This is a genomic window from Niabella aurantiaca DSM 17617 (assembly GCF_000374125.1).
GTDB lineage: Bacteria > Bacteroidota > Bacteroidia > Chitinophagales > Chitinophagaceae > Niabella > Niabella aurantiaca.
On sequence record NZ_KB893645.1, the window covers coordinates 190,220 to 210,218 of the forward strand.

Genomic DNA, 19,999 nt, shown 5'->3' on the forward strand with positions numbered 1-19,999 from the left:
TTTGAAAAAATGGAAATAGATTTGCGCTTCTAATAGTAGAAAGCGCCTTAACGAGTCTCGTCCCACGAACCTGACAATTTCAGCACGAGAGTAAGTTAAAGCGCCCAACTTCCCATATAAGGGGTTGGGCCTACTTACGTTTTTTGTGCTGAAGCCATTTTCGGGTGGTGGGCCTTGTCAGGGCCTGTGGGCAAAAGCGGGTAGGTTTCAGCCCCTTTTTTTAGAGACTCATCTAACTTTTATGAGATGAGTAAACTGCTTTTACACAATGTCTGTTTACAAGCTGGCGCTTGCAATTCAGGAGGTCCGCACCATGCTCTGTACAATGCCAGGCTTGCCTGCAAACCCAAAAACCCGGTGTAATATTATAGCCGGGCGGGAGGCGGTTTTCTCATGCTAAGCCTCCCATACCCCCCGGCTTATCCGGCAAAAAATACTGCAAAAGTATTCACCCGTATACGCTGCCCGGTGAATAACCTAAACAATATTGCTTTACTTCTTAAACACTTGTAATATGAAAAGAACGACGCTCCTCGGCGTTATGGCATTGTTTTGCCTGGCGCTAACCGCTCAACAAAACACCCGATCACCGTTGCTGGTAGGCGAGCGCTTACCCAATATTACGTTTCACAATATTATCAATCATACGGCGAATACAGCAACCCTATCGGGTTTTCAGCAGGATTATACCAGGCTCGTGTTACTGGATTTCTGGAACACTACCTGTATTCCCTGTATACGGGCTTTTAAGAAGCTTAATATCTTGCAACAGCAATATAATAACCAGTTGCAGATCGTACTGGTGACGTCTGAAGATAGTATTGCCGTTAAGAACACCATTGCTAATTGGGAAATGGCCAATGGCCAAAAGCTGAATATTCCGATCATAACAAAAGACTCGCTGTTACGCAAATACATCCGTCGGCGCTATAATCCTCATTATGCCTGGGTGGCGCCCGATGGCGTGCTGCTGGCACAGACCTCTGCTACTTTTGTTACTCCGGATGTTGTAGCTGCGTATATGAAAACCATGCTTGCGGATGTGGAACATCGGGGCTATAAAAAACGCGATAGTAAAAGAACCAAAAACTAAAAAGACCATGAAGAAACATATTGTACTGGCAGCAGCCGTTTGCATGGCTGCGCTACACCTGTGCGCACAGGCGCCGGTGACAGGCTCATTGATCAGTGACCGAACCAAAGATCCTGTAAGGGGAGCGACCGTCCGTTCTTTGGCTACGGGTGCAACAGCCAAAACGAATGGGAGCGGGCACTTTAGTATAAAGCTGAAATCATTTCCGGATAGTCTGCGCTTTACCCATATCGGCTATATAACCCAAACGGTAGTGATAGCCCATCCGGGGCAGGTGGTATTGGCTGCATTAACGGAGCGTGAAGAGGAAATGGAACAGGTGTTTGTAAATACCGGCTATCAAAAACTAAAGCCCAATGAAATAAACGGGTCCGTAACGGTTATTGACAATAAAATGCTGAACGAGCAAACGGGCACCAATATTCTGCAACGACTAAAGGGCATTACAAATGGCCTTGTTTTTAACAGTGGTAAGGTAGGCGCGGAAGGGGGAAACAACGACATCTCCATACGGGGGCTTAGTACCATAAACGGCCCACTGGCTCCGCTGATCATCCTGGATAATTTTCCATATGAGGAAAATATCGACAATATCAATCCCAATGATGTGGAAAGTGTTACCATCCTGAAAGATGCAGCGGCTGCCAGTATCTGGGGCGCCCGCGCAGGCAATGGGGTTATTGTGATCACCACCAAGCGAGGCAAGTATAATGACCGCCTGCGGATTAATCTGAACAGTAGTTACCTGTTTACCCGTCCGGTGGACCTGTATTCTGCAAAACAAATGCCGGTAGCGGATTACATAACATTGGAGCAAGGATTGTTTGATAAGGGGTATTTTAATGAAACGATCGACAACACTGCCACCCGTCCGGCCTTATCACCCCTGGTAGAAGTGCTGGTAAAACGGCGGGAAGGAAAGCTGAGTGATGCAGAAGCGGCGACGCAGATCGAAGCGTTGAAGCAGTACGACAGCCGGGAACAATATGCCCGGTACTTTCAGCGCACGGGTCTTACACAACAACATTCCCTAAGCGTAAGCGGCGGCAGCGGCCAGTTTTCATGGCGGCTGGCAGGCAATTATAACCATGTGGTAGGTGCCGACCGCTCGCTTTTCGATAAAATAAATGTGCATCTCGACAACCGCATACGGCCGGTAAAGAACCTTGAGGTGGCCTTAACGGCCTATTATACCAACAGCAGTTCGAAGGGAGGCTTGCCGAGCTTCAACTCGGTCACCAGCATTAACAGGCGTCATGTGCCCTACCTGCGTTTTATGGATGATAACGGTCAATCCATACCCATTGATCAATACCGGCGGGGCTACACAGATACGGCAGGGGGTGGACGCCTGCAAAGCTGGGATTATTACCCGCTGGAGGAGTACGAGCACAACAATACCACCAGAGTGGTGCAGGATATGATACTGCGTGCGTCGGTGGATTATAAGATCTACAAAGGCCTTTCTTTTAATGTAGACTATCAATATCAGAAACAATGGTCAAAAAGCAGAGCGCTTGCCGATACGGTCAGTTTTTATACACGGGATCTTATAAACCGGTTTACCAGCCTGCCTGCAAACCCGGCACTGCCGCCGGTGTATAACGTGCCCCAGGGTGCAATACTTGATCTGGCAAACGGCGCCCTTATTACAAAAAATCTTCGGGGGCAGCTCAACTTCTCGCAGCATTGGGGGCAGCACAGCATTACAGCCATATTCGGTAGTGAAATGCGTGAAGCGCTGACTGAATCGGGGGATGCGCTTACCATATATGGCTACCAGGAAGATCCGTTGTCGCAGGTGCGGGTGAACTACACGGCAGCTTTTCCCAATTATATTACCGGCAGCCCGGAGCGCATACCCAGTCGCGAGGGTGTTACCGCTTATTATATCACCCGATTTGTAAGCACCTATGCAAACGGCTCCTATACATTCGCAAGAAGATATACGCTCAGTGGGAGTTTCCGGAAGGATGCCGCTAATGTGTTCGGATTAAAGACGAATGATAAATGGAACCCTCTTTGGTCTTCGGGTATCGGATGGCTGCTCTCCGGGGAATCGTTTTATAAAGTATCAGCGCTGCCCTATTTAAAACTTAGGGTTACATATGGGTATAGCGGTAACCTGGATACCCGCAAAACACCGCTGCCTATATCCGGTGTAGGCAATGATCCAACTACCGGTTTCATGGTACAGCGGATCAGCAGCCTGAATAATCCTTCCCTGCGATGGGAAAAGTCAGGACAGACCAACTTCGGTATTGATTTTAGATTGGAGCAGGATGTCGTAAGCGGTTCACTGGAATATTATCAGAAAAAAGGGACCAATCTTTATGGCCCGTCTCCGCTGGACTATACGACCTGGGGACTGAGCCGTTATATTGTAAAGAACGTGGCGGATATGAAGGGGCATGGAGTGGATGTGTCCATTACGACCAAAAACCTGAACGGGAAAGTAAAGTGGAAAACCATTTGGATCTATAATTACAACACCAGTAAGACGACACGGTACTATTCCGATCAGGCAAAAGACTTTTATACTGCAAATGACGATGGGAACAGGATAAATCCCGTTATCGGCCGGCCGCTTTACTCGCTTACTGCTTATAGATGGGGCGGGCTGGATGCAAAGGGCGACCCGCAGGGTTACCTGGATGGGAAACTGAGCACAGATTATAAGGCAATTTACAGTGCAGCAGCAGCAAAGGGGCTGCAAAGCGGTGGCCTGAAATATGTCGGATCTACCGTACCGCTTCATTTTGGCTCTGTAACGAACTTCCTGGAATGGCGACAGCTACAGCTTTCGTTCAATCTGATGTATAAGGCCGGTTATTATTTTAAGAAAGGCACATTTACTTCTGCCGAGGTGATCATGGGGGGTATGGGGCGTGCGGATTATGCCCTGCGCTGGCAGCAGCCGGGGGATGAGGCGCATACAACCGTACCGGCATTCGTATATACCGATTACCTCCAGTTTAACGAACGGGATGGATTTTATATGAATGCAGAGCCCAATGTCGTACGGGGTGATCATATACGTCTAAACTATGTGAACCTGGCTTATGAAGCAAGATTGAAAAATAAAACAGGCACTGTACTGCGGATTTATGCAAATGCGGCCAACCTGTGGATCTTATGGCGGGCTAATAAATACAAACTGGACCCCGACGCGCCTTATGGTGATCCTGCTGCCCGGCAATACACGGTGGGAGTTAATGTTGATTTTTAACACTAAAAACGATTTTTATGAAAAACCAATTATATTTTTTTATGGTAATTTTTACAGGAAGTGCTGTTCTCCTAGGGATGACGGGTTGCGCAAAATTTCTGGATAAGAAAACTTCCAACGCAATCGTTGTTCCGCAAACGGTCGCCGACCTGCAGGCATTGCTGGATAATGCCGGACTAATGAACCAAACCAAAACCCCTGCGTCGGGGGAGGCGGCAGCAGATAATTATTTTTTGACGGCGGATTATTATAAGACTTGCTCTCCGATAGAAAGGGCCTTTTATACATGGCAGCGGTATGATTATACGTTTGAGAACGATTGGTCGAAGGCTTACACACCGGTTTATATTGCAAACTATTGCCTGGAACTGCTAAAAAAACAGGAGCAGAATGCGACCAATGCCGCAAGGTGGGGCAATGTATATGGAAGCGCCCTGTTTTTTCGCTCGTACTATTTCCAGCAGCTCTTATGGGTCTATGCAAAGGCTTATGATGAGGCTGCGGCTTCTGCAGACCTGGGGATTGCATTAAGACTTAGCTATGACTTTAATGAACCTTCCCGGCGGGCCAGTGTTGCCGAATGTTACCAGCAGGTTGTTAACGATACACGGGAAGCGGCGTATTACCTGCCGGATCATCCGGAGCATGCGTTCCGCCCGTCAAAAGCAGCCGCTTATGCATTGCTGGCCCGCACTTTTTTGTCCATGCGCCGCTATGACAGCGCCTATAAATATGCTGACCGCTGCCTGAAGATAAAAAATGACCTGATCGATTTTAATCGCGATCCTGACCTGGGTACATTCAAGACGACTTATCCATTTAAAAAATTTAATAGGGAGACTGTTTTTTATACAGAAATGATGATTGGCGGTGTGTACGGCCTGGTGCTTTCCACGCGATCCAAAGTAGATACGGTTCTGTATGATAAATATGCAGAGGCTGACCTGCGAAAGAAAGCCTATTTCTTGAAATCCGGTGATTATTACCGTTTCAGGGGTAGCTATTCAAAGGCGAGTGTTCCTTTTACGGGGTTGGCGACGGATGAAATGTATTTAATAAGAGCCGAGTGCAGTGCGCGCAGAGGTGTCGAAGGATTGCAGGGAGCATTGACAGATCTCAATACCTTACTGGCGAAGCGTTATGAAAAAAGCGGATTTATCGAAGTTACCGCTTCCACAGCTGATGCAGCGCTGAACATGATATTGGAAGAGCGCAGGAAGGAGTTGATATGGAGGGGGATCCGCTGGTCCGACATTAAGCGGCTGAATAAGGAGGGCCGGAATATTGTGCTGGAAAAAGTGGTGGAAGGGCAACATTACCGCCTGGAGCCCAACTCCAGTTATTACGCACTACCGTTGCCAACAGATATCATCGACATTACTGGTATGCCGCAAAATGAATAGAGCCGTGAGAAAACGAAACCGGCAATTCATAGGAAATTGCCGGTTCTGTCTGGTGCTCAGGTATTAGTACCTGATATTTTCAATTGAAGAAGCGGAAAATGAACTACCTGTGGTACTGTCTTTTAGACCTGAAACGTAGTTCGTGATACCGTTGGTACTGGGTGATGCTTCAATCAATACCCGGGACGAAGGATGGGTGCTGCTCAAGTAAAGTGCCTGATCGGCTTCTGGAACTTCGATAGCAAAAGAGCATGCTGCGTCATCCTGTTCCTGTTCGCAAGCTTCTTCCGGTTCAATCAGCTCCCAGTTGCTCCGGGCTTCCACCTGTGTTTGGCTATAGCCGGTTAATTGATATTTGAAATTTAAGGTAGTCATCGTAAGTGGTTTTGCAGCAGGTTGTTTTTTGGTAAAAGCGGATGCGATACCAATAGTGAATACCAGCGCCAGCAACGGCAAAATGAATTTTAGAGTCCGGAGACTTTTTGTAGTTGTCATAAAATTTGAATTTAAGTAATTAAAAAAATAATGTGGCTTGTTTTACTGCGCAGTATATAAAAGCCCTTTGTTTCTGCATTTGATTATGCAGTTGATGGGTTTGAGGATGTTGCCTACTATTTTCTGCAGGTGTTCGGCACCGCCTGTTGGGGGCTGCTACAAGATTCATCGCAGCATGTTAGTTCTTTGATTTTTTCATCTCAAAGATGAGTTGCAACGGCAGCGGTATTGTTATCCAATCGTGTTTTTTATTTACGAAGATGGCTGGGGTTAAAGTCGTAGTGCTTTTTAAAAGCCTTTGAAAAGTTGGAAAGTGCAGAAAAACCCATGTCCAGTGCAATATCCGTAAGCGATTCATTGGTGTAAGCTACCCGGGTAAAGGCCTCATTCATCCGGTGCTCCTGCCAGTAACGGTAGGGCGGCTTATCAAACCGCTTCGTGAAAAGCTTTTTCAGGTAGGTCTCGTTCATGCCGGCCTGCTGCGACAGTACCCGGAAATCCGGCTCTTCTGTAAGATCCTTGAGCAGCAATGTGCTAACACGATTGATCTGGCTGATTCTGCTTAATGAAACAATGCGACCGCCTAATTGAAGATCTGTTTTGCAGGCCAATGCGGCGCAGAGCAGCAGCTTTACGGCCAGCTCCAGTGCGGATCCATTTACTACCGGCACCTGCAAAAGTCGTAAGATCCGGCTTGCCAGATCTACCATTTCCTGGGTGGCAAACATATGATGCGGAAATATTTGTGCGGGAATGCGGCCGGCAGCAATGGCATCCAGAAACGGTTTTATAATCTCCGGGTAGTAAGGCTCCAGCCGCTGTAAAAAAGCTGTGGTACAATGAATGTCAAGTGTGGTGTACTGAAGACCGGGTTCGAATAGCACCTGGTCCTCAATATATGGAAGATAAAAAATATTGAATTGCGTTTCCTCCACCCAATTGTCGTACAGCGTGTGTACCCGTTGCACAATGCTATTGTGTATAAGAAAGCTGAATTCAATAACAGCTGTGCCGGCCCTGACCTTAAACTTTCGTCGCTGTTTTACATGGTAGGTGCTGTACCAGATCTCAAAGTCCTCCATTTGTTTGTGTTGGAACAGCATGTGCCCCCAGCCTCCGGATAATGCCAGACTGGTCATGGAAGGGAGAATAAGCGATTGATGCAGGTGGGGCAGGGGCCCGGACCAAAAGAAGGCATCGTTGTCGGACGAGGTGATGTCAAACAGGTTGTTCATAAAGCTAAAGTGTTTGGTTATGATATCGTTTCCCTGGTATATGATATCCGGTAAAATCGCAACAACGACTTATATAAAAATAAAAACAAATATGAATAAAACCAATAAAAATTTTAAAAGTGACATTTTCCCGGAGTCGGATGCCCTATTCCTTTACCGGGAACAACTGAGCGGGGATCATCTTGAATTAGGCATCCGGCAGGTGGCATTACGCAAGGACCTGGCGGTACTGCATCGATGGGCGAATCATCCGCATGCGCATCGGTTTTGGGGAATGCAGGGTTGCACGCTTAAAACACTTTACGAGTTTTACAATCCAAGAATAGAAGCGGGACAACTGCAACTGTTTTTCGCCTGCGTTTCCGGAATTCCGGTGGCGCTAATAGAAGCTTATCCGGTGCTGCTGTCGGAACTGGCCGGCTTGGCCGGCTTTACGGCTAACGATTATGGTATTCATTTATTGATGGCTCCTTATCGTGAAATAAAAGCGGCAGTAGATAAGGATATTGACGGGCTTTCTGTATGGGTGCTAAAAGCGGTACAACAGATGCTGTTTGATTTTGCATCTGTGGCGCGTATTGTTGCCGAGCCGGATGAACGGAATGTCAATGCCTGCCGGCTTGCCGAAAAAGCCGGGTTCCGGTATATAAAAACCTTGCCGCTTGAAGGCAAAACGGCGCGCCTGTACATGATTGCACGCGATGAACGTTGATGGAAATTCCAAATTATTTATTAAACCATATAAAATAAACCTGTATGCTAACGCAATATCAACGAAAAGGCTTTTCCCTGGCCAGAGGGTTTGTAGTGCTGGTGATGCCCGCTATCCATACTGTACTGTTGTACAGTATGCTGCCTGTAAAACAAGGGCCGTTGGGTATGATCCTGGGTTTCCTGGCGGAAACTTCAGGTGCTCCATTGTTCATGCTGCTGATGGGACTGTTTCTGGCCCTCGGCCGGGAGAAACCTTTCGGATACATTTTTAAACGATTCCTCATGTTGCTGGCGGCAGGATACCTGCTGAACAGCCTGAAGTTTTTGGTGCCCTATGGCATGGGTTGGATCCCGCTGCAGTTCCTGATAGATAACGGGCTACCCATAAATGAAAAAACACCGGCATGGCTATTTTTAACCGGGGATATCCTTCAGTTTGCAGCCATAGCCTATGTCTGTTGTGCGCTGTTGAAAAAACTGATAAAAAGTATTATCGGGTATGGCGTCATTTTTCTTGTTGTGTTATTGGTGGCACCCTTTACCTGGGAGCTGCATAGCAACGGAATATTATCCATGCCACTGGCGCTGCTTAACGGAACGCCGCCATACACCTTCTTCCCGTTGTTTCCCTGGCTCCTGTATCCCCTGGCAGGATTGATCACAGGAGCATTGTTGTTCAATACCAGCAACGTGCCGTTTAATAGACTGCTGTGTTTTCTGGCAATTGGATTTACGCTGGCCGGATATGCGCTGGCACTTACGGAACCTGCACACTGGAAAGCTGAGTTTTACCGGTTGGGCAGGGGAGGTACTTTGTTTCACATCGGTTTGGCATTAGCCTGGGTATGGCTGTTTCAGGTGCTGGCTAAAAAGCTACCGGATAATTATTTGTTTCACTTATTGCAATGGCTTAGCGACCATATTCTGCTTGTGTATATATTGCAATGGATCGTTATTTTCTGGTGCTTTCCCCTGTTCGGATATAATCGCCTGCAAACCTTCCCGTCTGTGCTGGCATTGTGCGCCACTACCAGTGCCAGCTTCCTCATCCTGTTTTTTGCGTTAACGGTTTCAAAAAAAATCCGGCAGTCCTATGAGAAAGCCTAATGAGATCTATGATATAGCCGGTATTGGCGTGGGTCCGTTTAATCTGGGGCTGGCAGCCTTGTGCCAGCCTGTTACATCATTGAAGACCGTGTTTCTGGAGCAAAAGCCGGAGTTCAATTGGCATACCGGCATGCTGTTGCCCGGCAGCACTTTACAGGTATCTTACCTGGCTGATCTGGTAACACTTGCCGATCCTTGCAGTGCCTTTAGTTATTTAAACTATCTGCGAAAACAGGGGCGCTTATTGCAGTTTGGCATTTATGAGAACAATGTGATCACCCGGCGCGAATATAACCGGTATTGTCGCTGGGTATGTAGCCAGCTCACGAATCTTCGGTTTAATTGTTGTGTTACAGGCATTACTTATGAGGACAACAGAAAATGTTATGCAGTAAGGAGTATGCATCCCGTTACCGGCGTAACTCAGACTACGTATGCCCGGCATGTCGTCATTGGCATCGGAACACAACCGTCAATACCTGCTTTTGCAAAACCTTTTGTAGGTACCCGGCTTCTGCACTCTTCTCGTTATCTGGAGCACCGTGCTGATATCTTGTGTTCGAAGCAGGTTGCGGTCGTCGGATCGGGACAAAGCGCAGCGGAGATCTTTTATGATCTGCTGCAGACGCACACAGGAGAAGAAAAAGAGTTGTACTGGCTGACCCGGTCAGATCGGTTTTATGCAATGGAGCATACAAAGTTGAGCTTTGAAATGGCTACACCGGCTTACATCGATCATTTCTACAACCTGTCGGAAACGCGAAAGCCCATTACCATACAGCGGCAGGATGCTTTATATAAAGGCATTAACTATCAGCTGATCAATGCCATTTACGACCGGTTGTATGAGCAAATGACGGAAGGAGTTACTGCCCCTGTTACTTTAATGACCAATGTGGTATTACAGGAGATACATCCCGCGAAGCAAGGGCATTGGCTACTGTGCTTTTACCATAAAGAACAGGAGATGTTGTTTGAGCAGGAGGCAGAACACGTGATCCTGGCTACAGGATATCAAACAATAACACCTTCCTTTCTGGAGCCACTGAATACCCGGATCCGCTACAATACATGCGGCAATTTTAAAATATCGCGGCACTACACGATCGATGAAGAAGACACTTTGTTTGTGCAGAATGCAGAAATGCATACCCATGGGTTTACCGCTCCTGAATTGGGTCTTGGCCCTTACAGGAATGCAGTGATCATCAATACGGTTTTGGGAACAGCCTGCTATCCGGTAGACGGACAAACTGTTTTTCAGCAATTCGGTGCACCGCGATGCTGATCCTTAAGAAAGAGGCGGGAGTAAGGGATGCCTGACTTCTGCCGTTTGACTGTCACCGGTTGAAAAGCCGCATACTGATCCCCCGGAACAATCCGCCTTACAAAGCGGTGAGCCAGGCGAAGGCGTTTGTCGGAAAAATTTCCCCCAAACAGGGTATAAGACATGCCGCCCGCAGCGGAGCAACCCCGGTATGCCAAAAATGCGTTATCCACCGGTTTTCCACATTTTTAGCCTGTTTTCCACGACGGGTTGTGCAAAAACAGGCTTCCGCATTGGGGCGGGAACCGTTATTTTCGCCTTTACATTAAAATAGGAAAATACTGTGCGTTTAAAAAGTCTTGAAATAAAGGGATTTAAAAGTTTTGCCGATAAAACGGTCGTTAATTTCGACGACAATATTACCGGTATTGTAGGGCCGAACGGGTGCGGAAAATCCAATATTGTGGACAGCATCCGCTGGGTGATCGGCGAGCAGAAGATCAGCGCCCTGCGAAGCGAAAACCTGGACTCCCTGGTGTTTAACGGGTCCAAGACCCGCTCCGCCAGCGGCCTGGCGGAGGTAAGCCTCACTTTTGAGAACACCAAGAACCTGCTGCCCACAGAGTTCAGCACCGTGCGCATCACCCGTAAGTTTTATAAAAGCGGCGAAAGCGAGTACCGCCTTAATGATGTGCAGTGCCGCCTGAAGGACATCCAGAACCTGTTTATGGATACGGGGGTAAGCACAGACTCCTATGCCATTATAGCGCTGGATATGGTGGACGACCTTATTAAGGACAAGGACAACAGCCGCCGCCGCATGCTGGAGCAGGCCGCCGGCATCTCCATATACAAAACCCGTAAAAAAGAAGCCAAACAAAAGCTGGATGCTACAGAGCAGGACCTGAACCGTATTGAAGACCTGCTGTTTGAAATAAACAACCAGCTAAAGGCCCTGGAAAGCCAGGCCCGCAAGGCTGAAAAATACCACGAGATAAAAAAAGAATACCGCGAGGTAAGCATAGAGCTGGCCAAAGCGGCGCTGGAGGGCTTTAACCTTACCTATAAGGAGCTGAACGACCAGCAGCAGGCAGAAACCGACCGCTCCGTAAAGCTGGAGGCGGAGATTGCCACGGCCGAAGCGCATATAGAGCAGGAGAAGCTGGTGTTTATTGAAAAAGAACGGGCCCTGCAAAGCATGCAGGCCGCGTATAACGAGCTGGTGCAGCAGGTGCGCACCAGGGAGGGCGATAAGAACCTGGCCGTACAGCGCCTGCAATACCTGAAGGAGCGGGAAACCGGCCTGCAGGAATTTCTTTCCAAATCCGATGCCCAGCTAAAGGGCATAGAGGAAAGCATTGCCTTTACCCGGCAGCAGGTGGGCGACGAGGAGCTGGCATATGAGGGGCTGACGGAGCAGCTGGAGAACTTTAGGGATGAAGTAACCCGCAGGCGCAATGTACTGGATGAGCAGCGCCACGGGGTGGATAGCCTGCGTATGGAGTACCAGCAGGTACAGCGGGACCAGTTTGAGGCAGAAAAAAAAGTAGCGGTGGCCGATACCTCCGTACAAAACCTGCAACGCACCATTGGCCAGATGGAAGATGAATCCGCACAGCGGGAGGAGTTCCTGCAAAAAGTACGGACAGACCACGGTTTAAAAGAGCGGGAGCTGGAGGAGCGGAACGCATCGCTGGAGCAGCTGCAGGCCCACCATGACCATACCAAAGAGCAGATCCTGCAAACGCAGGGCATTGTAGAGGAGCTGCGCAACCGGCTGGCAGACGAAACCCGTGTGCTGGATGCCAAACGCAATGAGCACGACCTGCTCAAAAGCATGATCGACTCCATGGAGGGCTACCCGGAAAGTGTAAAATTCCTGCACAACAATAAAGAATGGAACACCAATGCGCCCATCCTTTCGGATATTTTATATGTAAAAGAAGAATACCGCACCGCGCTGGAAAACGTGCTGGAGCCCTACCTGAACTATTACGTGGTGGATGACCTGCAGCAGGGGCTGCGGGCCGTGCATTTGCTCAGCGATCAGAAAAAAGGAAAGGCCAATTTCTTTTTGCTGAATAGGATAGAAGAAATGGGGGGCGAAAATACCCACAGCCTGCAGGGCGCCACTCCTGCGCTGGAGGTAATAGAGGTAGAGGACCGGTACCGCAAGCTGGCGGCGCACCTGCTGGGCAACGTGTTTGTAGCCGAGGGCGAGGAAGCGCTGCAGAACAGCAACGGATCGGTGGTGATAGAAAAGCAGGGCAAATTTGTAAAAGGCCGGTTTACCCTTACCGGCGGCAGCGTGGGGTTGATTGAAGGCAAGAAGATAGGCCGGGTAAAGAACCTGGAAAAACTGCAGGAAGATATAGCCGCGCAGGATGAAGTGGTGCAAAACCTGCGGGCACAGATACAGGCGCGCCACAACGAGGTGATTGCCTTTAATGAAGACCTGCGGGAGAATGCCATTAAGGAAACGCAAAAAGAGATACAGGAGCTGACCAATGCCGTGTTTGCCCTGCAAAACCGGAGCGAGAACCTGCAAAGCCAGCAAAGCGTGGCAAAGAACCGGCTGGAGGAGCTTGCAGAACAATTGCAAAGTACGCAAAGCTCCATAGCCGGCGTGCGCCAGTCGCTGGCAGCGTTTACGGAGATATTGCAGCAGAATGCCAACAAGCTTGCAGAAGCAGAAGAAACCTTTAAGCAGGCAGAAGCCGGCTACCAGGAAGCTACCGCCCAGTTTAACGAGTTTAACCTGAACGTAACCCGCCAGCAAAGCAAGGTGACCGCCTTAAAGCAGGAGCTGAATTTTAAGACCAACCAGCTGGAGGAGCTGAAGCGCCAGATAGAGCAAAGCACGGTGCAGCTGTCCGATACCGGCGGGGAGATCGTGAGCTCTGAAAATGCGCTGAAGGAGATCGAGGAAAACCTGCTGAACCTGGTCCGCAGCCGGGAGCAGGACCAGCAAACGCTCAACGAGGCCGACCAGGCCTACTACAATATGCGGAATGTGCTCAATGAAAAAGAAAGCGGGCTGCGGCATAAGATAAGGGAGAAGGAGCAGGTAGAGCACCTGCTGGCGGCCATTAAGGATAAGCTGAACGAGCTGAAGCTGCAGCTGGCCGGTACCCGCGAGCGGCTGAACGTGGAGTTTAAGATCCAGATCGAAGACATCCTGGACGACCCGCGCAATACCGAAGTGGCTACGGAAGAGCTGCAGGAAAAGGCGGACCGGATGAAGAAGCGCCTGGAAAACCTGGGTGAGGTGAACCCGACGGCCATTGAAGCCTTTACCGAAATGAAAAAGCGCTACGAGTTTATTGTAGAGCAGAAGAGCGACCTGGTAAATGCCAAGGAAAGCCTGTTAAAGACCATTGAAGAGGTAGAGGCCACCGCCAACCAGAAGTTCCTGGATACCTTTAACCAGGTACGGGAGAATTTTCAGAAAGTATTTAAATCGCTGTTTACAGAGGACGATCAGTGCGACCTGGTATTGGAGAACCCGGAAAACCTTGCAGATACGGGTATTGATGTAGTGGCAAAACCAAAAGGGAAACGCCCGACCTCATTAACACAGCTGAGCGGGGGAGAGCGGACCCTTACGGCAACCGCGCTGCTGTTTGCCATCTACCTGATCAAGCCGGCGCCTTTCTGTATCCTGGATGAGGTGGATGCCCCGCTGGATGATGCCAATGTGGGCAAGTTTACCAACATGATCCGCCAGTTTAGCGAAAACTCGCAGTTCATTATTGTAACCCACAATAAAACCACCATGAGCACCGTGGATGTGATCTACGGGGTAACCATGCAGGAGCCCGGTGTAAGCAAGCTGGTAAGCGTGGATTTCCGCAGTCTTGCGGCACAGAATTAGGTTTTTAGAGGGTGCAAGGGGTGATTGATTCTACCTGTTAAGGTTCACAAATTTGTCCCTGCCGGAATATAGTTGTTATAAATAGGGAGGTTGTATCAAAAGTCTTTCATTTGTCATTGGCAACCTGTTTCCGTATCTGATAATAGTTATCTATCAATAGATCCTGAAACAAGTTCAGAACGACAACACGCTATAAAGCGACTTTTGATACCATCTCTTTTTTTATGCCCTTTTTTAAACCGGTCATTTGTACTATGTCCCCCGGATCTCCCCGTCGCCCGTAATACAAAGATTACCGGGCTTTTTCACAAAAAAATATGCCAACTGCTGATCTTCATCAGCCATGGATAACGACCACTCCGTAATTTTGCTTTTCATAAAGATCGATCATCCATTAATACCTGCACCATGTTTAACGAACGGGTAAGGCTGAGGCGGTAAAACCGGTTAAAGATGGAATGGCGGCGGGCGCCGGCGGCTTTACCAAAGCCGGCGACAGCAAGGCGGTGTTGCCGGCCCTGACGGCATGTGCCGGAAGCGGCACCGGGCCGGCCTGCCCGTTTTAGGGAAACAGGATCAATGAAACCGGATAGAGCTTTAAACAACCAAAATGTTAAGATACTTTTTATGCCTGTATTTAATAAGTCGAGAGCCTTTGTGGTGAAGCTGATCATTTTATGCGTATTTGCCCTTATTATTGCGCAGCTGGTCAACCTGCAGCTGGTTAACCGGAAATACCTGGAGCTGGCAAAGGACAATGCCGTTTTTCAAAAGATCATTTACCCGGAGCGGGGGATCATTTATGACAGGAAGGGAAGGGCCATTTTGAATAACACCATCATGTTTGACCTGGTAGTGACCCCTGCAGAGGTGAAGAACCTGGATACGGCAGCTTTCTGTAATCTTATGGAGATCGATACGGCGATGTTCAGAACCCGCATCATAAGTGCCATTATAAAAAACTCCCGTATGCGGCCTTCTGTATTTCAATCGTTGCTGACACCGGAGGTACAGGCACGCTTTGAAGAGAACAGCTGGCGCTTTCCCGGTTTTGCCTTACAGCAACGGCCGGTGCGTACCTATCCGTACCATGCAGGGGCACATTTCCTGGGGTATATCGGAGAAGTGGATGCAAAAGATATTGAACGGTCGGGCAACTTTTACCGGCCGGGCGATTATGCGGGTAAGAACGGGCTGGAATATAATTATGAAGGCGTGCTGATGGGGCGGCGTGGTGTGCAGTACATGATCAAAGATAACAGGAACCGCCTGGTGGGGCATTATGAAAATGGTGATTTTGATACGACCGCGATTGCGGGAAAAGGACTAAAAACCTACCTGGATGTTGACCTGCAGGTGCTGGCTGAAAGGCTGATGGCTAATAAAGTGGGGGCGGTGGTAGCACTGGATCCGAAAACCGGAGGCATACTGGCCATGACATCCGGCCCCGTCTTCAACCCCAACGATCTTACCGGACCGCAAAAAAATGCCCATTATGCAAAAATGGCGTTGGATGTGCGGGCTCCGCTATTGAACAGGGGGATCAAAGGGCGGTATCCGCCCGGCTCTACTTTTAAACCGCTGGGCGGTTTGGTTGCATTGGATGAAGGGGTCATTACACCTGCCTCTGGTTATCCCTGCCGGGGAGGATATGATGCCTGTGGCAGAAGGGTAGGATGCCTGGAGTCCTGGGCCGGGCATGCAGATAACCTGCGCCTGGCCATTGCCCATTCCTGTAACGCTTTTTTTATGAATGCATATCGCCTTACCGTTGATAATCCGGAGTACGGAGATGTAAAACGGGGCTATGAAAAATGGGAGGAGTATATGCATAAGCTGGGGTTGGGAGTACGCCTTGGGGTAGACCTGCCCAGCGAAGACAAGGGTAAGATACCCACCGTAGGGGATTATGATGAAGACTATAAAGGCAATTGGAGCTCCTGTACCAACCTTACCCTGGGAATAGGGCAGGACAAGATGCTGGCTACACCCCTGCAGCTGGCCAATGCAGTATGCATTATTGCGAACAGGGGTTATTATTATATTCCTCATTTTGTAGACAGCATAGAAGAAGAAACACCTGCCGATGCACAGGCATTGCAGAGATACCGGCAACGGCAGGAAACGCTGACGCATATTTCTGCAGCAGCCTATGATGCCATTATTAATGGAATGAACGATGTGGTGACACAGGGTACCGCAAAGGTGGCGGCTATCCCCGGTATAGACGTATGCGCAAAGACAGGCACAGCGGAAAACGCCACCGTACTGGATGGGAAGCGTATAGAGCTGAAGGATAATTCCATGTTTATTTGTTTTGCACCCAGGGATAACCCAAAGATCGCCATAGCGGTGGCCGTGGAGAATGCCGGCTATGGAGGCACCTGGGCCGGGCCTATTGCACGCATACTGATGGAGCGATACCTGCTGGACAGCCTGACCAACAAAAGCAAGGCCGACCTGGAACGGATTGCCCGGGCCAACCTGATACCCTGGTATTTTGAACGCCTGCAATATAAAACGGACTCCATAAGGGCCGAGCAATGGACCAAACTTACAAAAGATAGTACCCGGCTGCGCCGGTTTCTAAAGCACGCCGGGCGCCCCGCAGCAAAAAAAACTGATAGTACGGGAGTTGCAATGGACCTGCCTTCCGGAAAGGCAATGCTGCCAGCCCGGAAACAACGGACTTTTGAGCCGGTATGGGCCGGCATTTCCCTTCGCTCAGAATAAATTAAAGGACTGCTGACATAAGGCTGTCATCTGCCCAAAATAGCTTTGTATCGTTAAATCACTTAAATCTGAATGATATGACAACAATGGCTCAGAGGCATGTGAATGATCTGCACGCGGTCCTGTACCGCTTGCTGGTACAGGGTGCCACATCCCGGCAGCGCCCCGCAGATCATGGCGAAGGGAGTGGGTATTTTGAGATGACATCCGTCCTGGACCCGTTTGGGTCCGTTTTCAGGATGATGACCGGTAAACAGGAAACAGGTACTAAAAAAGATAAAACCCGCTAACCATGGAAATAAAAGATGGCAGGATTGCTGTATATGCCAAAACACGCCGCCAGTGGCGGAGCTGGCTGCAAAAAAATGCCGGTAAGCAGGAGCCGGTGTGGCTGATCCTTTTTCATAAAGGCTGCAGCACACCCTCGGTAGACCGGATTGCGGCAACGGAAGAGGCGCTTTGTTTTGGGTGGATCGACAGCCTCTGTAAAAAACGGGATGCCGAAAGTTATTACCTTACGTTTTCGCCCCGCAACCCGCGGAAAAGTAACTGGAGCCTCCCCAATATAGAGCGGGCAAAGCGCATGATTGCCGAAGGAAAGATGACGGAAGAGGGCCTGCGGCTGATTGCCATAGCAAAGGTAAAGGGCCTGTGGCAGGAGTAAGGAGGGCCTATACCAGTTTTATTTCCGGCACATCGCCTTTAACCACCAGCCGGCCTTCAGTGGCCTTTTGTATGTCTTCTACGGATACGCCGGGCGCGCGCTCCAGCAATACAAATCCTTCATCGGTGATTTCCAATACCGCCAGATCGCTTACGATTTTTTTAATGCATTTTACACCGGTAAGGGGCAGGGTACATTGCTTTAATAGTTTGGATTGCCCGTCCTTGCTCGTATGCTGCATGGCTACGATGATGTTCTTAGCCGCAGCCACCAGGTCCATCGCCCCACCCATGCCTTTTACCATTTTCCCGGGGATCTTCCAGCTGGCGATATCGCCGGTATCGCTTACTTCAAAGGCACCCAGTACGGTAAGATCGATGTGGCCGCCGCGGATCATGGCAAAGCTGGTGGCCGAATCAAAATAAACGCCGCCGGGCAGCAGGGTAACAGTTTGTTTGCCGGCATTGATCAGGTCCGGATCGGCCATGCCTTTTTGGGGGAAGGGCCCCATGCCCAGCATGCCGTTCTCCGACTGCAATACCACCTCGATCCCTTCCGGAATATAGTTGGCTACCAGGGTAGGGATGCCGATGCCGAGGTTTACATAGTAACCGTCTTTCAATTCCTGAGCAATGCGTTGTGCGATCTGTTGTTTTGTGAGGCTCATTTTTTTGTTTTTTTAACGAGTAGGAAATAGGGAGTGGCTAGTGGGGAGTGGTTAGCAGGAGCGCAGCAAGTAACGAATGAGGTTATACTGCTTGCTATTTCCTACTGGCTTTCCGTCAGCTGCTCGATCCTTTTTTCATAATCCGTTCCCTGGAAGATCCGTGTTATGTAAATACCGGGGGTGTGGATCTGCATGGGATCCAATTGTCCGGCAGGCACCAGTTCTTCCACTTCCGCAATGGTAATCTTCCCGGCAGTGGCCATGGGATGATTGAAATTGCGGGCCGTTTCCTTATATATAAGATTGCCATGAGTATCGCCCTTCCAGGCTTTGATGAGGGCGAAATCGGCTTTCAGCGCATGTTCCAGCAGATGTGGCTTGCCGTTGAATTCCCGCACTTCCTTTCCCTCCGCCACTTCGGTGCCGTACCCCGCTGGTACATAAAAGGCAGGAATGCCCGCCCCGCCCGCACGGCAGCGCTCCGCCAGCGTACCCTGCGGGATCAGCTCCACTTCCAGCTCGCCGTGTAAAAGCTGCCGCTCAAATTCGGCGTTTTCCCCTACATAAGAGGCGATCATTTTCCGGATCTGTTTTTTTTGCAGAAGGAGGCCGAGCCCGAAATCGTCCACGCCGGCGTTGTTGGAAATACAGGTGAGCTCCCGGAGATCCGTTTCCGTGATTGCCATAATGCAATTCTCAGGGATGCCGCAAAGCCCGAAGCCCCCCACCATCAGCGTCATACCGCTTTTGATACCGGCGATAGCTTCCTTCGCATTTTTTACAACTTTGTTCATATGATTTATTTTTTGCCACCAACACACTAAGTCGCAAAGCATTACCAGGAGGGGTGATCTTTATATTTTCTTTGTGCCTTCATGTCTTTGTGGCGGGATTTTTAAAAATGATACACCATGCCAACGCCGTTTTCTGTAGCGGCAAATTCCGGTGCTGCATGCTTCCACGAGCCGTTCCGTTTTTGATGGCTTCCGCACATGACCACATCAAATAAGAGCAGCCCCGCACCCTGAACGAGCAGCGCATTTCCATAACCCCTGTTCCTCGCCGGATTTTTTGCGTGCCCTGCCCGGGACCTTAAAAACACTCCGGTGCCCATATACAGCAGGTCGAGTCCTCCATTAATAGCGTATAATTTTTTTACATTTTTATAAGCCCGGTATTTATCGGCATCCGAAGGGGACAGGTTTTTTTCCTTTTTGACGCGCATGAGTCCTAAAACGCCAATGCCGGTATTGACCACACCCCATAAAGCATTCATAGTATGAAATGCTTTGACCTCCGTATTGTTTGTACTGAGGGCTCCGATAATACCGCTGCCCATATTGACCACACCCCATCCGGAGAGCACCCACATGCCCCTCCTGTTGGTTTCGATCCGTTGCTGGTGCAGCGCATCAATATTCCATGCGTGGTTTTGCTGTGCCTGTGAAAAGCAGAAGGAGCAACTGAAGAACAGAATATATAAAAACTTCATAACCTTTTTTTACGTAAGTTACGATA

15 protein-coding genes are annotated in these 19,999 nt (G+C 49.3%); 10 read left to right on the forward strand and 5 right to left on the reverse strand.

What is annotated here, in order from left to right; genetic code table 11:
- The first annotated feature begins 514 nt into the window (after positions 1-514).
- From B160_RS0122070 to B160_RS29870, 3 genes are read left to right on the forward strand one after another with little or no spacing between them, the layout of a single operon-like run.
- A complete protein-coding gene (locus B160_RS0122070) occupies positions 515-1,093 on the forward strand; it encodes a TlpA family protein disulfide reductase (protein WP_157558176.1) in 579 nt (192 codons plus the stop codon).
- A 7-nt stretch (positions 1,094-1,100) separates the two neighbouring features.
- On the forward strand, positions 1,101-4,322 hold the full coding sequence (locus B160_RS0122075) for a SusC/RagA family TonB-linked outer membrane protein (protein WP_018630120.1): 3,222 nt from the start codon (positions 1,101-1,103) through the stop codon (positions 4,320-4,322).
- Between the two features lie 17 nt (positions 4,323-4,339).
- Positions 4,340-5,725 (forward strand): RagB/SusD family nutrient uptake outer membrane protein, encoded by a 1,386-nt coding sequence (locus B160_RS29870; RefSeq protein ID WP_018630121.1) that lies wholly within the window; start codon positions 4,340-4,342, stop codon positions 5,723-5,725.
- Positions 5,726-5,788: 63 nt separating this feature from the next.
- On the opposite strand, the gene B160_RS0122085 is transcribed toward B160_RS29870, so the two are convergent.
- Both B160_RS0122085 and B160_RS0122090 read right to left on the reverse strand, forming a co-directional pair.
- On the reverse strand, positions 5,789-6,220 hold the full coding sequence (locus B160_RS0122085) for a DUF6520 family protein (protein ID WP_157558177.1): 432 nt from the start codon (positions 6,218-6,220) through the stop codon (positions 5,789-5,791).
- Positions 6,221-6,468: 248 nt separating this feature from the next.
- Positions 6,469-7,455, reverse strand: a complete 987-nt coding sequence (locus B160_RS0122090) for a helix-turn-helix domain-containing protein (protein ID WP_018630123.1) — start codon at positions 7,453-7,455, stop codon at positions 6,469-6,471.
- A gap of 91 nt (positions 7,456-7,546) precedes the next feature.
- Between B160_RS0122090 and B160_RS0122095 the strand changes: the two genes are divergently transcribed.
- The 7 genes from B160_RS0122095 (at position 7,547) to B160_RS0122140 (ending at position 17,814) form a co-directional block, all read left to right on the forward strand.
- Entirely contained in the window at positions 7,547-8,167 is a 621-nt protein-coding gene (locus B160_RS0122095; protein WP_169540117.1) for a GNAT family N-acetyltransferase, read from the forward strand.
- A 44-nt stretch (positions 8,168-8,211) separates the two neighbouring features.
- Positions 8,212-9,276 (forward strand): heparan-alpha-glucosaminide N-acetyltransferase domain-containing protein, encoded by a 1,065-nt coding sequence (locus tag B160_RS0122100; RefSeq protein WP_018630125.1) that lies wholly within the window; start codon positions 8,212-8,214, stop codon positions 9,274-9,276.
- Positions 9,263-10,564, forward strand: a complete 1,302-nt coding sequence (locus tag B160_RS0122105) for a lysine N(6)-hydroxylase/L-ornithine N(5)-oxygenase family protein (RefSeq protein WP_018630126.1) — start codon at positions 9,263-9,265, stop codon at positions 10,562-10,564. The genes B160_RS0122100 and B160_RS0122105 overlap by 14 nt, the downstream gene beginning before the upstream one ends.
- A 322-nt stretch (positions 10,565-10,886) precedes the next feature.
- Positions 10,887-14,417, forward strand: coding sequence for a chromosome segregation protein SMC (gene smc / locus B160_RS0122115; protein WP_018630128.1), 3,531 nt, complete (start codon positions 10,887-10,889; stop codon positions 14,415-14,417).
- A 627-nt stretch (positions 14,418-15,044) separates the two neighbouring features.
- Positions 15,045-17,150: a penicillin-binding protein 2 gene (gene mrdA / locus B160_RS0122130; RefSeq protein WP_018630131.1), complete on the forward strand. Its 2,106-nt coding sequence runs from the start codon at positions 15,045-15,047 to the stop codon at positions 17,148-17,150.
- Positions 17,151-17,227: 77 nt separating this feature from the next.
- Positions 17,228-17,440, forward strand: coding sequence for a hypothetical protein (locus B160_RS0122135; RefSeq protein ID WP_018630132.1), 213 nt, complete (start codon positions 17,228-17,230; stop codon positions 17,438-17,440).
- A gap of 2 nt (positions 17,441-17,442) precedes the next feature.
- Positions 17,443-17,814, forward strand: coding sequence for a YdeI/OmpD-associated family protein (locus B160_RS0122140; RefSeq protein WP_018630133.1), 372 nt, complete (start codon positions 17,443-17,445; stop codon positions 17,812-17,814).
- Between the two features lie 7 nt (positions 17,815-17,821).
- Here the strand turns inward: B160_RS0122140 and B160_RS0122145 are convergent, their stop codons facing one another.
- The 3 genes from B160_RS0122145 to B160_RS0122155 form a co-directional block, all read right to left on the reverse strand.
- A complete protein-coding gene (locus B160_RS0122145; RefSeq protein WP_018630134.1) occupies positions 17,822-18,481 on the reverse strand; it encodes a CoA transferase subunit B in 660 nt (219 codons plus the stop codon).
- A 101-nt stretch (positions 18,482-18,582) separates the two neighbouring features.
- A complete protein-coding gene (locus tag B160_RS0122150) occupies positions 18,583-19,275 on the reverse strand; it encodes a CoA transferase subunit A (RefSeq protein ID WP_018630135.1) in 693 nt (230 codons plus the stop codon).
- A 101-nt stretch (positions 19,276-19,376) separates the two neighbouring features.
- Positions 19,377-19,973, reverse strand: coding sequence for a DUF6992 family protein (locus B160_RS0122155; RefSeq protein WP_018630136.1), 597 nt, complete (start codon positions 19,971-19,973; stop codon positions 19,377-19,379).
- Between the last annotated feature and the right edge of the window lie 26 nt (positions 19,974-19,999).